At 27.9% G+C, this 14,305-nt stretch carries 15 protein-coding genes; 13 read left to right on the plus strand and 2 right to left on the minus strand.

Features of this window, described 5'->3' with window-relative positions; all coding sequences use genetic code 11:
• Positions 1-57: 57 nt before the first annotated feature.
• Both CRV02_RS07980 and CRV02_RS07985 read right to left on the minus strand, forming a co-directional pair.
• The gene (locus tag CRV02_RS07980) at positions 58-2,340 is read right to left on the minus strand and encodes a methyl-accepting chemotaxis protein (protein ID WP_129089881.1); all 2,283 of its coding nucleotides are present in this window, start codon (positions 2,338-2,340) and stop codon (positions 58-60) included.
• Between the two features lie 82 nt (positions 2,341-2,422).
• On the minus strand, positions 2,423-4,489 hold the full coding sequence (locus CRV02_RS07985; protein WP_129089882.1) for an EAL domain-containing protein: 2,067 nt from the start codon (positions 4,487-4,489) through the stop codon (positions 2,423-2,425).
• A 161-nt stretch (positions 4,490-4,650) separates the two neighbouring features.
• Here CRV02_RS07985 and CRV02_RS07990 point away from each other — a divergent pair, with 161 nt between their 5' ends.
• The 13 genes from CRV02_RS07990 (at position 4,651) to pdxH (ending at position 14,303) form a co-directional block, all read left to right on the plus strand.
• The gene (locus tag CRV02_RS07990; protein WP_129089883.1) at positions 4,651-5,415 is read left to right on the plus strand and encodes an SDR family oxidoreductase; all 765 of its coding nucleotides are present in this window, start codon (positions 4,651-4,653) and stop codon (positions 5,413-5,415) included.
• Entirely contained in the window at positions 5,412-5,831 is a 420-nt protein-coding gene (locus tag CRV02_RS07995; RefSeq protein WP_129089884.1) for a nuclear transport factor 2 family protein, read from the plus strand. Before CRV02_RS07990 ends, CRV02_RS07995 begins: the two co-directional genes overlap by 4 nt.
• The gene (locus CRV02_RS08000; RefSeq protein ID WP_129089885.1) at positions 5,824-7,080 is read left to right on the plus strand and encodes an MFS transporter; all 1,257 of its coding nucleotides are present in this window, start codon (positions 5,824-5,826) and stop codon (positions 7,078-7,080) included. The genes CRV02_RS07995 and CRV02_RS08000 overlap by 8 nt, the downstream gene beginning before the upstream one ends.
• Before the next feature lie 73 nt (positions 7,081-7,153).
• Positions 7,154-7,693: a lipocalin family protein gene (locus tag CRV02_RS08005; RefSeq protein WP_129089886.1), complete on the plus strand. Its 540-nt coding sequence runs from the start codon at positions 7,154-7,156 to the stop codon at positions 7,691-7,693.
• Positions 7,690-8,940: an NAD(P)/FAD-dependent oxidoreductase gene (locus CRV02_RS08010; RefSeq protein ID WP_129089887.1), complete on the plus strand. Its 1,251-nt coding sequence runs from the start codon at positions 7,690-7,692 to the stop codon at positions 8,938-8,940. Before CRV02_RS08005 ends, CRV02_RS08010 begins: the two co-directional genes overlap by 4 nt.
• Positions 8,928-9,677, plus strand: a complete 750-nt coding sequence (locus CRV02_RS08015; protein ID WP_258239260.1) for a DUF1365 domain-containing protein — start codon at positions 8,928-8,930, stop codon at positions 9,675-9,677. Before CRV02_RS08010 ends, CRV02_RS08015 begins: the two co-directional genes overlap by 13 nt.
• Complete coding sequence (locus CRV02_RS08020; protein ID WP_129089888.1) at positions 9,677-10,903, plus strand: cyclopropane-fatty-acyl-phospholipid synthase family protein; 1,227 nt, start codon at positions 9,677-9,679, stop codon at positions 10,901-10,903. Before CRV02_RS08015 ends, CRV02_RS08020 begins: the two co-directional genes overlap by 1 nt.
• Entirely contained in the window at positions 10,900-11,457 is a 558-nt protein-coding gene (locus CRV02_RS08025) for a DUF3833 domain-containing protein (protein ID WP_129089889.1), read from the plus strand. The genes CRV02_RS08020 and CRV02_RS08025 overlap by 4 nt, the downstream gene beginning before the upstream one ends.
• A 72-nt stretch (positions 11,458-11,529) precedes the next feature.
• Positions 11,530-12,309 carry a bifunctional hydroxymethylpyrimidine kinase/phosphomethylpyrimidine kinase gene (thiD, locus tag CRV02_RS08030; RefSeq protein WP_129085145.1) on the plus strand — a complete coding sequence of 260 codons (780 nt, stop codon included), beginning with the start codon at positions 11,530-11,532 and terminating at the stop codon, positions 12,307-12,309.
• Positions 12,300-12,923, plus strand: coding sequence for a thiamine phosphate synthase (gene thiE / locus CRV02_RS08035; RefSeq protein ID WP_129089890.1), 624 nt, complete (start codon positions 12,300-12,302; stop codon positions 12,921-12,923). The genes thiD and thiE overlap by 10 nt, the downstream gene beginning before the upstream one ends.
• Positions 12,924-12,925: 2 nt before the next feature.
• Complete coding sequence (locus CRV02_RS08040) at positions 12,926-13,294, plus strand: sirohydrochlorin chelatase (protein WP_129089891.1); 369 nt, start codon at positions 12,926-12,928, stop codon at positions 13,292-13,294.
• 90 nt (positions 13,295-13,384) lie between these two features.
• Positions 13,385-13,651 carry a hypothetical protein gene (locus CRV02_RS08045; RefSeq protein WP_129089892.1) on the plus strand — a complete coding sequence of 89 codons (267 nt, stop codon included), beginning with the start codon at positions 13,385-13,387 and terminating at the stop codon, positions 13,649-13,651.
• Between the two features lie 10 nt (positions 13,652-13,661).
• Complete coding sequence (gene pdxH / locus CRV02_RS08050) at positions 13,662-14,303, plus strand: pyridoxamine 5'-phosphate oxidase (protein WP_129089893.1); 642 nt, start codon at positions 13,662-13,664, stop codon at positions 14,301-14,303.
• The last annotated feature ends 2 nt before the right edge of the window (positions 14,304-14,305 follow it).

Here is a 14,305-nt window from a genome sequence, read left to right on the forward strand (position 1 = left end):
AGAGATTTTTATAATCTCTATTTATATAACTTTAAAGATGAGAAAAGGCGGAAAAGCTTAAAAGCTTTCCCACTCATCATCATCTTTTGTATTGTTTGCAGTTATTGTTTTTGTTTGAGCTTGTATTGAGTTGGTACTCTTTTTTGTTTCACTTTGAAAAACACTACTCTTTGTTGTATTTGCTTTTACAGGAGCAGCTTGAACTATTTTTTGCTTTGTACTTTTTGTTTTAATTGAATCGATACTTATATTATCTTTTCCATCAAACTCTTTTTTATTTGCATCTTCAACAATATCCTCAGAAATTTTTGCAGTTTGTGTTGCAATATCATATGTTTGTGTTGCAACAGAAGCATTTTCTTGAGTTTGTTTATCTAAAGAGTTTACAGCATCATTAATTTGTGAAATTCCTACTTGTTGCTCTTTAGAAGCTGATGAAACTTCATTTATAAGTTCAATTGTTTTAGAGATGTTTGTATTTAATTGAGAATAACCTTGAATCATCTCTGTAGAGATTGTTTTACCCTCATTTGCTTTTACATTTGCATCTTCTACTAAAGTCTTAATCTCTTTTGCAGCTTCAGCTGACCTAGAAGCTAGATTTCTAACTTCTTGTGCAACTACAGCAAAACCTTTACCTGCTTCACCTGCTGTTGCTGCTTCTACAGCTGCATTTAGTGAAAGGATATTTGTTTGGAATGAAATTTGGTCAATAACAGTAATTGCTTCATTAATAGCTCCAACTTTTTCATTTATTTCATCCATTGAAGCAGTTGTTTTAGTTGCTAAGTTTTCACCTGTAGATACTGATGCCGTTACATCACTTGCTAAATCTGACATTTGATGCATTTTTTCAGAGTTATTATTAACTGTTGATGTAATCTCTTCTAAGGCTGCTGCTGTTTCTTCTAAAGAAGCTGCTGCTGTATTTGAGGCATTGTTTAGATTATTAACATTTGATAATAATACTGAAGATGAATCTTGTAAGATAAGTCCATTTCTTTTATTATCTTGTAGCATTTTTGTTGTTGCTTCACCTAAATTATTTACTCCAAGAGCAAGTTTTTCTAAATGCTCTTTAATTCCTTGACTATCAACTTTTGCTTTAAAATTAAGATTAGAGAAGTTTTCTAATACAGATAATACTTTAGTAATATTTGTTTCAAGGTTATCACCCATTTTATTAACAACTGTCAATAATTCACTTAGAGCTTGATTTCTAGTTGAAACATTAATTCTTTGAGATAAATCACCCTGTTCAAACTCATGCATTACTTGAACTACTTGATTTATAACATTCTTTTCACTCTCTAATTCAAGTTCAATATTTTTAATACTTTGATTAATTACTTTAGACATTCTTCCTAATTCATCTTTTGCACTATCATCTAAAAGTTTTACATTATCAACTTCTTTATTTAAATATTTAAAGAAATCTTCTAGTCCTCTTTGGAACTGAATAATACTCTTATTAAGTCCAAAACTAATATAAAAACTAAAGACCAATACTAAAATAATAGAAATAATAATTAAAATAAAAACCATAATTTTAATTTGTGTAAATTTATCTTCAATCGCAAGTAACATATCTTCAATCATTTTAGCATTCATTTTTTCAGTTTTATGAATCGTAGCTCTCATTTTCTTCATAATACCATCGTTTGAAGTAAGACCTTTTTTTACTTCTGCATCAACTAAAAATAAAAAATTTTTTTTATAAATTTCAAGATTTCTTACTCTTTCTGGTGTCATTAAAGTAGAAGTATCCAATAATTTATCAATTATAGATTCAAACTTCTTTACATATTTTAAATCTCTTCTTAACATAAAGTCTTTTTCTTGTTTTCTTAAATCATAAACAATAGCAAGTAGTTCATTATTATTTGATTTTTTTGCTGAATCTTGAACTTTATGAACAGATGCCCTTAAATTTCCATATAAGCCATCTTTAGGATGAAGTCCTATTTTTTCTTGTAAAGAGACCAACTCTAAAAATATAGTTTCATACTCTTTTACATATGATAAAAATATTTCAATATCTTTTGTTGCAATATCTTGCTCTGTTAAATCTTTTAAAAGTTTCTTTTCATTGTTTTCTAAGTCTTGAACAGTTTTTACAAACTTATCTTTGTATTTCAAATCTTTTCTAGCCAAAAAATCTTTTTCATGCTTTCTTAACTCATATGCATTTGAACTTAATCTTTCTACTAAAAGCTCACTCTCAGCTAAAGCATGAAAGTCATTGATTATTTTGTTAACAAAAAAAGCAGTTAAAAGAAAACCGAAGGTTGAGACTGAAGCTATAATTATAAGCTTCATTTTGATTGTTAAATTTTTCATCTATTTCCCTATAAAATTAATTATACTAATTATATAACTAAATAGTATCATAAGAGTAATAAAATGAGATTAAAAAATATACTTAGTTTAATAATTCGGGTTCATGATGATAAAACCCTTGAGAGTAGTCAATTTTTAAAGACTTAACTATTTTATCAACTTCTTTATTATGAATAAATTCTGCTACTGTTTGGATATTCAAAACCTTTGCAAAATTAACAATAGTAGAAACTGTAAGTTTAAGATTGTCATTAATATGAATATTCTTGATTAATGAACCATCAATTTTTAGCATATCAACTTTTAACTGAATAATATATTCGAAATTAGAATAACCTGTTCCAAAGTCATCAATTGCTACTTTACAACCCAGTTTATGAACTTCTTTTATAAATGCTCCAACTTCTTCAAACTTCTCTATCTCTTCAGACTCTACAATTTCTAAAGTAACTTTGTGAGCAGTGTTTGTCTCTTTTAGTTTAGAGATAAGGTAATCAATAGTTTTTCTATCTTTAATATCTTCAATCATTAAGTTAATAGAGAACTCTTCTTTTTTATCTTTAAAATAATTGCAAGCTTTGTCTATAATAATCTTTGTCATCAGAGGATATAGTCTTGCTTTTTTTGCATGATTTAGAAATTTAAATGGAGAAACAATAGTTCCATCTTCTAATCTTAGTCTCATTAGTGTTTCATATTTATATTCACTAGAAGTATTACAAACAATTTTTTGACCATAAATTAAGATATTATCAGTTTCAATTGCTTTTTTTATCTGTTTTGTTAACTCAATATTCTCTCTTAGTTCTTTATATATAGGCATATTTTCATCAAAAACTACAATATCCTTATGGGTTTGTTTTGCCCATTGAAGAGATACTTCTGCTTGAGTTAATAGCTTATCTCCATGTCCTGCTAAACCGGCAGTATATGAAATATCAAACTCATATTCTCCTATTTTATATTTTTGAATTAAAGGATTATGAATAATATTATCTGCTGTTTTTAGTAATTCTTCTTCTGAAATATTTCCATAAGCTAATAAGCCGAAGATATCTCCAGAAAGCCTATATATTTTTAAATTAGTTGATCTATGATTAAGTAATCTTTTTGAAAGAATTTTTAGTATCTCGTCCCCTACTTCGAAACCATAAGCATCATTAATATCTTTAAATCTATCAATATTGATTAAAGCAAGTTTAGGTTTTACAAATTTTTTTATATCATCTAATAATCTTTGTCTGTTTGGTAAAGAAGTTAAATCATCAGTAAACTGCTCATAAATAACTTTATCTTTTTCAAAAACTTCAGTTAAGTCATTTCTAATACCGATAAACTCTACAATTTCATCATTTTTATCTAAAATAGGAACAAGTGTTGTATCAACAAAATATGAATCCCCATTTTTCTTTTTGTTTTCAATTACACCTTTGAAAACCTCTTTATTCATGATTTTTCGCCAAAGTGTTTGAAAAAACTCTTTTTTAGTATTTGGGTGTCTAATAATATTATGACTTTGTCCGATTAACTCTTCTCTACTATAGCCTGAGATTTTACAGAAGTTATCATTTACGTAAGTGATAATACCTTTTTTATTTGTTTTAGAAACAATTGAACTTTCATCTAATGCTTTTCTAAACTCTTCTAGCAAAAAGATTTTATCAATTAATTGTTCCCATTGATGGTCAGTTTTTAGTATTTTATTTATTTCAGAAAAGTATTTATTTTTATTTTTTAATTTTTCATTTTTCTTTTGTAAGTTTTCTTCATACTCTTTCTCTTTTGAAATATCTCTAAAAGTTGTAAAGAACATTTGTCTGTGGTCAATTGTTACTGCTTTTAAAGTAATTTCAACTAAAAACTCATTGCCTTCTAAGTCTTTATGTAACCATTCAAACTGCGTAAAACCTTGCTTTATACACTCATGAAAAATTTCATTTGCTTTCTTTTCAGAGTTTTGACCATCTGGTTGATTTTTTGGTGATAATTGAGAAGGATGAAGTTTATAGATATCTTCTTTTTTATTGACTTTGAAAACCTTTGCCATAGCATCGTTTGCCTCAACAATCAAACCATTATCAATAATAAACATAGGCATATGGGCATTTTCAAATAGATCTTTATAATAAATATCGTTAATATAAGCCAAAAAAAGTCCTTCAGTAACCAAAAATAGTATATATATTATACATCAAAAAAGTTTATAGCCTTGTTAAGGGTAACAATAGTCTATATTTTTCCTATATCTTGACAAAATAAACCTATTAAAACTACTTGATAAAATATATAATAAAATAAAAAGAGTCTATCATGGAAACTTCAAACAAAAAAATCTGGTTAGTTGGTGGAAGTAGTGGTATAGGACTAGAATTAGCAAAAATAGTTTTAGAAAATGGCTTTAAATTGGTAGTTAGTTCAAGAACTGCATCAGAAAATGAACAACTTTTAAAACTAAAAAGTTCATATAAGGATAATATCTATTTACTAGATTTTGATGTAGAAGATACTAAAAATATCCAAGCAAAAGTAAAAGAGGCTTGGGAAGCCTTTGATGGCTTAGATATTTGGTTTTATAATGCAGGAGCTTATGAAGTCATGGATATGAAATCATGGGATTATAATAAGTTTGTACAAATGAATAGTACAAACTATTTAGGTGCAATAAATATCATGACAACTATTTCAAAATACTTTATAAAACAAAAAAGTGGTAAATGGGTTTGGAACTTAAGTCTTTCAACATATTTTGGACTTCCAAAAGGCGGTGGATATTCTGCTCCAAAAACTGCTTTACTAAATCTTGCCCAATCAATTCATCCAGAGTTAAAAGAAGAGAATATTGATTTACAAATTATAAATCATGGCTTTGTAAAAACTAGACTTACAAATAAAAACAACTTTGAAATGCCTCAACTTATGGAAGCAAATTTTGCTGCTAAAGAGATTTTTAAAGGTATTACAAAAGACAATTGCTTTGAGATAAGATTTCCTACAAAACTAAGACTATTTCTACAGTTTTTAAGTTTTATTCCATATAAGTATTCCCTTGCGATTACAAAAAGGATGTTAAAATGAAAGCTCAAAACTATGGCTCATTTTTCGAGTCTATCAATAAAGACACACCATTAAAAGAGTATGCAAAATACTTTGATTTGAATGCAAAATTCAAAGACCCTTTCCATGAAGTAAAAGGTTTACAAAATATTTTTAGAGTCTTTTTAAATATGTATAAAAAGTTAGATGAACCAAAATTCAAAGTCGATGAGATAGTTGAAAATAGAAATATTGCTTATATAAAATGGACTTTTACTTTTAGATTTAAAAAAGAAAAAGAGACTCAAAGTTTTGAAGGAGTTAGTAGAGTTATTTTCAACTCAGATGACAAGGTAATTTTACATGAAGATTTTTGGGATGCAGCTTCAAATCTATATGAAAAACTACCTGTGGTATCATTACTTATAAAATATATAAAAAGAAAAATAAATGACTAAGGCAACTTTAACCTACTATAGTCTTCTTGCTGTTCCTTTAGCAATACTTGGACTTCCATTGTATATTTATTTGCCAACATTTTATGCAAAAGATGTTGGAATAGATATGGCTATTGTAGGTGGTACGCTTTTTTTAGCAAGACTATTTGATGTTTTTTTAGACCCTTATTTAGGCTATTTAAGTGATAAAAGTAAACAAATATTTAACTCAAGAAAACCTCTTGTACTTGTTGGAGCTATTTTATTAACTATTAGTTTTTATTTACTTATAAATCCAAATGAAGAGTATGCAAATCTTTGGTTATTTACCTTTTCATTTATAGTTTATATTGCTTGGAGTATGGTTAATATTCCCTATCTTACTTGGTCAGCAGAGATTACTTCAAACTATCACTTCAAAACAAAGCTAAATAGTGTACGAGAGATAGGAACAATTATTGGTGTTTTAATAGCTTTACTTCTTCCTTTTTTATTCTCTATTTCAAATAATACAAAAGAGGTTTTAGATTTACTATTTGTTGTTTTTCTTATACTTTTTACTTATTTTACTATTGTTTCATTACTTAAAATAAAAACAGTTACTACAAAAGATAGTGAAGATTTTAAGATTTCATATTTAAAGACTATTTACAAAGAGTTACCGAAAATCAAAACTCTTCAAGTAGGATACTTTTTTAATAACCTTGCAAATGCAATTCCAGCAACACTATTTTTGCTTTTTGTAGAGTTTGTAATAAGAAAACCTGATTCAAGTGGTTTACTATTGATATTATATTTTCTATCAGGGGTTTTAGCTCTTCCTGTTTGGACTGCTATTTCTAAAAAAATCAGTAAAAAAAGAGTATGGATTTACTCTATTATTCTAGCCTCTAGTGCTTTTATTTTTGTTCCATTTTTAGATGAAAATAGTTTTATTCCTTTTTTAATAATATGTGTTGTTTCTGGCTTTTCTTTAGGAGCTGATTTAGCTTTTCCAACTTCAATTCATTCTGATTTAACTCAAAAAGCAGAAGAAATAAAAAGCAACTGTTCTGGTTTACTTTTTGGATTATGGGCAATGATTACAAAACTATCACTTGCTTTAAGTGTGGCTATATCTTTTGGTATTTTAGGACTTTTTGATTTTGATAAGATTAATCCGAGTGAAAATTCTATTTTAATACTTGCCCTACTTTATGGTTTCGCTCCTGTTATTTTAAAAGTTATTGCAGTATTTTTCATCAATAAATATAAAGAAGATAAACAATAATTTATTAACTAACATTTTTTTTATACAAAAATCCTTCAATAACATATAAAATATCTATTGAAAGGAGTTTGATATGAAATCAATAATTTTAATGCTAAGTATAGTTTCCCTACTATCTGCGTCTCAAACTTCTTTTAAATTTAATGCACCAAAGCCCGTTGAATACGTCAGTCCTAAAAGTTTTGCTGGGCTTTGGTACGAAATAGCTAGAACTTACAATAAATTTGAAGAAAACTGTGTAGCTGCTACAGTTGAATATAAACCAATAAATGACAACAAATTAAAAGTTTTGAATAGATGTTTTGAATATGAAATCGTTGGAAAACGAATCTCTTATTCAGGTGTTGTTGAACCTTCATTAGAAAACAACCTTGCACAACTTGATAAAACCTATTATTGGATTTTTTCTAAAAAGTATAGAATTATCTATTTAGACAATTCTTATCAAACAGCAATTATGAGTGATGAATCTATGAAAAACCTATGGATTATGCATAGAAACCCTTTTATAGAAAAACAAGAACTAGACAAACTGCTTGTATTTCTAAAAGATTACATGGATACATCAAAATTAATATTTACAAAACAAGATAAGAATGGAAAATACAAATGAGAAATGAAAGATTAAAAATAGCAGTATTAGGAGCTGGAATCAGTGGATTAGGCTCTGCATATTTATTAAGTAGAAAACATCATGTTGACCTTTATGAAAAAAGTTCAAGGCTTGGTGGTCATGCTAGAACTACTTTTGTAAAAGAAGATGATAAAGAGTTTGGTGTAGATACTGGATTTTTAGTATTTAACCATGAAACCTACCCTTTATTAACAAAACTTTTCAGAGAACTAAATGTTAAAATTGAAAACTCTGATATGAGTTTTGCATTTTGGGATACAAAATCAAACACGGCTTATAATGGGCAAGATTTAAAAGGTATGTTTTTTCAAAAGAAAAACCTATTTAATCCAAGTCACTATATTATGATTAAAGATATTCTGAAATTCAATAAAAAAGCAAATGAAGATTTAGAAAACAACAGAGAAGATTTAGACTTAAGTTTAGGAGAGTATTTAAAACCTTATTCAAAATACTTCAAAGATAGATATATTATTCCTATGGGAGCATCAATTTGGTCAACACCAACTAAAAAAATGAATGAGTTCCCAGCAAGAGTTTTTTTAAACTTCTTTAAAAATCATGGCTTATTAGGAGTTGATACTCACCATCAATGGTTAACTGTAAGTGGTGGTTCAATAAATTATGTAAATAAAATAGCCTTAGAAATTTCTGGGAAAACATATACTAACTCTACAGTTAAAAGTATAAAAAGAGAAAATGACAAAGTTATTTTAGTACATGAAGATTTAAGTGAATCTATTTATGATAAAGTCATTTTAGCTATGCACGCTCCTGATGCACTAGAAATGCTAGATGACCCAAGTAATGATGAAATGAATATTCTTTCAAGCTTTAAATACAAAGATAATGATGCTGTTTTACATACAGATACAAAAGCTTTATTTCCTAATAAAAAAGCCTATGCAGCTTGGAATTATAAAACAGATGGGAAAGAAGATAATGTAACTCTTTCTTATTGGCTAAATACTTTACAAAATCTAAAAAAAGAAAAAGAGTATTTTGTCTCTTTAAATGAAACTCAATCTTTAGATAATGTAATTGAAAAAATAAACTATTCCCACCCTCAATTTGATTTAAAAGCTATAAAAGCTCAAGAAAAAAGAGAGCTTATAAATGGGAAAAACAATACATATTATGCAGGAGCATACTGGAGATATGGTTTCCATGAAGATGGATTATATAGTGCAAATACTATTGCAAAAGAGTTTGGATGTCAGTTATGAAACACTTAATTTTTGATGGAATGATTTATCATAAAAGACTACTACCAAAAGAGCATAGTTTTAAATACAAATTCTTTATGCTTGATATTGATTTATCTTCTATTGAAAATTTAGAAAATAGACTATTTTCATATAACAAATTCAATCTATTCTCTTTTTATTCAAAAGATCATTTTGGAAATAAAAAAGAGTTCTTAAAAAATATAGATTTTTTATTAAAAAGCTTTGCAATAGAACCTACAGAAAAAATGAGATTCATAACTCTTCCTAGAATTGCTGGTTTTGTTTTCAATCCAATTAGTGTATTAATTCTTTTTGAAAATGATAAGCCTTCTTTTCTTATCGCAGAGGTTCATAACTACAATGGTGGAAGAGTTATCTATCCAGTTAAACTCTCTTCTTGGAATGGCAAAATATTCCAAGGAAAAACAAAAAAAGATATGTATGTTTCTCCATTTTTTAAAAGGGATGGAGATTATGAGTTTTCACTAATCTATGATGAAAAGATACTAAGTTTAGATGTAACTCTTTTTGAAGATGAAAAGAAAAAATTAACTTCAACTTTTACAGCAAAAGCAAAAGAGTTTACAACTCAAAACCTAACAAGCCTGTTTTTTAAACATACGTTTTTAACTTTTTGGGTTGTTACAAGAACAATTTATCAAAGTATTAAACTAAAACTATTGGGTTTAAAATGGAATAAACCTATTCAAAAAGATACAGTAAGGAGATACTAATGGAAACTTTCTGGAATAAAATCGGAGATAAATTTTTATCTAAAATAAAAATAGGTGACTTAGAAGTTCACTTTAGTAATGGACAAATAAAAACCTATGGTGATAAAACTTATCCAAAAGCAAAACTTATTTTAAACAATGCAAATCTTTTTAAAAGACTTACTTTTTACGGAGATATTGGTTTTGCAGAAAGTTATATGGATAAAGATTTTGATTGTGAGGATTTAACTTCTTTAATTAAAATTGCTCTTTTAAACTCAAGTGAACTTCAAACAAAAAGTGAAGATGAAAAAGGTTTTAGTCTTTATAATCTATTTCCTTTTTTTAATAAAATCAAACATATTCTTAGAAAAAACTCTAAAACAAGAGCACAAAAAAACATTCAAGAACACTATGATTTATCAAATGACTTCTTTAAACTAATGCTTGACGATACGATGATGTACTCTGCTGCTGTTTTTCAAAATGAAAATGAAGACCTATTTGAAGCTCAAAATAGAAAACTTGATGTTTTAGCAAAAAAACTAAATCTAAAAAAAGGTTCAAAAGTACTTGAAATAGGTTCTGGTTGGGGAGCTATGGCTATGCACTTAGTAAAAAAGTATGAGTGTGAAGTTACTACTTTAACCCTTTCAAAAGAGCAAAAAAAGCTTTGTGAAGATAGATTTAAAGAGCATAAAATAGAAGAATCAATAAATATTATGCTGAAAGACTACAGAGATATGCAAGGACAATTTGATGCAATCATTGCAGTTGAAATGTTTGAAGCAGTAGGACGTGAATACTTTGATATCTTCTTTAAAAAATGTCAAAGTCTGTTAAATCCAAGTGGTGTTTTAGTTATGCAAATAATTACAATGCCTGACCAAAGATATAGTTCATATTGCAAAGGAACAGACTTCATTCAAAAGTATATCTTCCCAGGTGGACATCTTCCAAGTGTAGGAAAAATACTTGAAACAACAACAAAACATACAAAACTAAACTTACTTCATATGGAAGAGTTTACAGAGCACTATGCAAAAACACTAAATGTTTGGCATCAAAACTTTTTAAACAACCTTCATGAAGTGCAAAGATTAGGTTTTGATGAATACTTTATAAGAATGTGGAAAATGTACCTTTGTTATTGTGAAGCAGGTTTTTTAACAAGAAATATAAACCTTGTACAACTTGTGTTTACAAGATATGAGAATATGCATTTAAATGAAGGACTCGTAGCATGAAAAATTTAACTAGATTTTTTAGCAGTTTTTTTATTGCTTTAGCAATTTTATTTTTTACAGGATGTAGCAAAATGCAAATAGAAGATTTTAAAAATAAAAGCCCTGAGTTTATTCCACAAGAGTACTTTAATGGAAAACTAACTGCCTATGGTTTAGTAAAAGACAGATCTGGAAAAATCATTAGAACTTTTAAAGGAACACTAATAGGTTCTTGGGATAAAAATGGAGTTGGAACCTTACATGAAGAGTTTATTTATGACGATGGTGAAGAGCTTACAAGAGTTTGGAAACTAGTTCCCACAGGAGATAAGACCTTTGATGCAACAGCAGGAGATATTGTAGGAACTGCAAAGATGCAAGCTTTAGGAAACACTGTTATGATTGATTATGTAATGAGAGTTCCATATAATGATAGTACTATTGATATTAGTGTAAAAGATTGGCTTCACTTACAAGAAGATGGAGTAATCATAAACCACTCAAAAATGAAAAAGTTTGGCTTTACAGTTGGAGAACTTGTAATTACTATAATAAAAGATTTTCCTAAAAAGTAATTTTTAATAAATATTTTAAATTGCTTTAAAGTCAAACTTCAAGACAATATGCAAAAAAGATGAAGGATTTTTATGAAAGTAGTACTTTCAATTGCTGGAAGTGATAGTAGTGGTGGAGCTGGTATTCAAGCTGATTTGAAAACCTTTGAAGCCTTTGATACTTTTGGTTGTAGTGCCCTTACTGTTTTAACAGCTCAAAATACACAAGGTGTTACAAATATTCAAGAGATTTCTCCTTCATTTGTACAAGAACAGATTCAAAGAGTATTAGAGGATTTTGAAGTAAGTGCTATAAAAATAGGAATGCTTTTTTCAAATGAAATAATTGATATTGTAAGAGAAACAATTAAAGATTTAGATATTCCTATTGTATTTGACCCTGTATTTATCTCAAAAGCTGGTTCAAAACTTCTAAATGATGATGCAATTGAAAACTTAAAAACACTATTTCCCTATGTAAATATTATTACTCCAAATCTATATGAAGCAAAAGCTTTGTTTAATTATGATGTATTAAATGAAAAAGCCATAGAAGAGATTTCTAAACTTCCTTGTAAAGTAGTTATCAAAAATGATATTGTAAAAAAAGAGAATGAAGATTTTAGTATGGATACTTTTTTTGATAATAATGATAAAAAAGTCTTCTATACAAAACTTATTGAAACTACAAATAACCATGGAACAGGTTGTAGTTTTTCAAGTGCAATTGCTGCGAATATAGCCCTTGGAAAGTCCTTAGAAGAAGCAATTAAAATATCAAAAGAGTTTATATACCAAGCAATTTTAAATGCACCAAACATAGGTCATGGAAAAGGACCAATTGCACATAAAAAAGGAAAAGAATGTCTATAAATTTAAATGGTTTATATGTAATTACTGATGATAAACTAACACCTAAAGAGACAGTTTTATTTCAAATAGAAAAAGCCTTAATAGGTGGAGCAACAATAGTTCAATTAAGAGATAAAATATCTTCTGATGAAGAGATAGAAAACCTAACGTTAAAATTGCAAGAACTTTGTAGAAAATACAATGCTTTATTTGTATTAAACGATAGAGTTGAACTTGCAATAAAACTTCAATGTGACGGTTTACATATTGGAAGAAGTGACCATCATAGAGTTGAAGAAATAAGAAAAGAGTATAAAGGTGTTTTAGGTATTTCTTGTTATGGTGACCTAAACCTTGCTAAAAGCATGGAAGAAAAAAATGTTGACTATGTTGCTTTTGGAGCATTTTTCACATCATCAACTAAACCAAATGCAGCAGTTGTTGATAAAGAAGTTATAGCTAAAGCAAAAGAAGAATTAAGTATTCCTGTTTGTGTTATTGGTGGAATTACAAGTGATAATGTAAAAGAGCTGATAAAAAAAGGAACTGATATGGTTGCAGTTATAAGTGACATATGGCAAAGTGAAAATATAGAAGAGAAATGTAAAAGTTTCAAAAAATCTTTTGAAGGATAATTATGAGAGCGATTGTTTTTGTAGCACATGGAAGTAAAAAAGAAGAATCAAATGAAGAGTTTTTATCTTTAGTTGAAGAACTTTCTCACAAAGATAGATTTTATGGATTAAAAAAAGCAGCTTTTTTAGAGATTGCAACTCCTGATATAAAAAGTGTTGTAACAGAACTAATAATAAAAGGTGCGAGAGAAGTTGTTCTTTATCCTTATTTTTTAAACTCTGGAAAACATGTAAGTAGAGATTTACCTAAAATAGTTGAAGAGTTAAAAGAAGAACACAAAAACATTATGTTTAAACTACTTCCTCACTTTGGACAGTCAAAAAAGATTCAGGATATAATTATTGAGGATATAAATCCTCTTTCTACATAAACTGACATTTTTTTACTACAAAGATTCTACTTTATCTATTAAAATTCATTATAATATATAAACTACATATTAAAATGTAAAGGAGCAATAATGCTTAAAGAACTAATTTACTCTGGACTTGGAGCTGCTGTTATAGTAAGACAAAAAGTAGAAGATGAGATTAAAACCTTAGAAAAAAAAGGGAAAATTAAAAAATCTGATGCTAAAGAGTTCTTAAAAACTTTAGAAAAAAAAGGAAAGATTGAAGATAAAAAAATCAAAAAACAGATTAAATCTTTAATCAAAGAAGTTATCAACGAGCTTGATTTGGCTACTAAAAAAGACTTAAAAAAATTAAAAGAAGAGCTTAAAAAATAAAGGAAGTTTTATGCCTGACTTAACAAAGATGAGACAAGAGTACATCTCAAAAGGCTTAGATAGAGAAGATTTAGAAGAAACACCTTTTAAACAGTTTGAAAAGTGGTTTAGTCAAGCCTTAGAAGCAGAACTTATAGAACCAAATGCATTTACACTAAGTACTGTAGGAACTGACCTAAAACCTACTCAAAGAACTGTATTACTTAAGATGTATGATGATAAAGGTTTTGTATTTTTCTCAAACTATAAAAGTAAAAAATCACAACATATTGATGAAAATCCAAATGTCTCTGCACACTTTGCATGGTTAGGTCTTGAAAGACAAGTAAGAATTGAAGGAAGAATTGAAAAAATCTCAAAAGCTGCTTCTATGAAATACTTTTTATCTAGACCTAAAGGTAGTCAACTAGGAGCTTGGGTTTCACACCAAAGCCAAGTAGTAAACTCAAGAAGTGTTTTAGAATCAAAATTTGATGAAATGAGAAAAAAGTTTTCAAAAGGGGAGATTCCCTTCCCTTCTTTTTGGGGTGGATACCAAATAGTTCCTACTTACTTTGAGTTTTGGCAAGGTGGATTAAACAGACTTCATGATAGATTTGTTTATGAACTAAAAGATGATAACTCTTGGGATATTTATAGATTAGAACCATAAAG

Origin of the sequence: Arcobacter sp. CECT 8989 (genome assembly GCF_004116715.1) — a bacterium.
GTDB lineage: Bacteria > Campylobacterota > Campylobacteria > Campylobacterales > Arcobacteraceae > Halarcobacter.

Coding starts and splice junctions, on each gene's coding strand:
- CRV02_RS07980 (WP_129089881.1), bottom strand. CDS start 2,340: ATGAAAAATTTAACAATCAAAATGAAGCTTATAATTATAGCTTCAGTC.
- CRV02_RS07990 (WP_129089883.1), top strand. CDS start 4,651: ATGGAAACTTCAAACAAAAAAATCTGGTTAGTTGGTGGAAGTAGTGGT.
- CRV02_RS07995 (WP_129089884.1), top strand. CDS start 5,412: ATGAAAGCTCAAAACTATGGCTCATTTTTCGAGTCTATCAATAAAGAC.
- CRV02_RS08000 (WP_129089885.1), top strand. CDS start 5,824: ATGACTAAGGCAACTTTAACCTACTATAGTCTTCTTGCTGTTCCTTTA.
- CRV02_RS08005 (WP_129089886.1), top strand. CDS start 7,154: ATGAAATCAATAATTTTAATGCTAAGTATAGTTTCCCTACTATCTGCG.
- CRV02_RS08010 (WP_129089887.1), top strand. CDS start 7,690: ATGAGAAATGAAAGATTAAAAATAGCAGTATTAGGAGCTGGAATCAGT.
- CRV02_RS08015 (WP_258239260.1), top strand. CDS start 8,928: ATGTCAGTTATGAAACACTTAATTTTTGATGGAATGATTTATCATAAA.
- CRV02_RS08020 (WP_129089888.1), top strand. CDS start 9,677: ATGGAAACTTTCTGGAATAAAATCGGAGATAAATTTTTATCTAAAATA.
- CRV02_RS08025 (WP_129089889.1), top strand. CDS start 10,900: ATGAAAAATTTAACTAGATTTTTTAGCAGTTTTTTTATTGCTTTAGCA.
- thiD (WP_129085145.1), top strand. CDS start 11,530: ATGAAAGTAGTACTTTCAATTGCTGGAAGTGATAGTAGTGGTGGAGCT.
- thiE (WP_129089890.1), top strand. CDS start 12,300: ATGTCTATAAATTTAAATGGTTTATATGTAATTACTGATGATAAACTA.
- CRV02_RS08040 (WP_129089891.1), top strand. CDS start 12,926: ATGAGAGCGATTGTTTTTGTAGCACATGGAAGTAAAAAAGAAGAATCA.
- CRV02_RS08045 (WP_129089892.1), top strand. CDS start 13,385: ATGCTTAAAGAACTAATTTACTCTGGACTTGGAGCTGCTGTTATAGTA.
- pdxH (WP_129089893.1), top strand. CDS start 13,662: ATGCCTGACTTAACAAAGATGAGACAAGAGTACATCTCAAAAGGCTTA.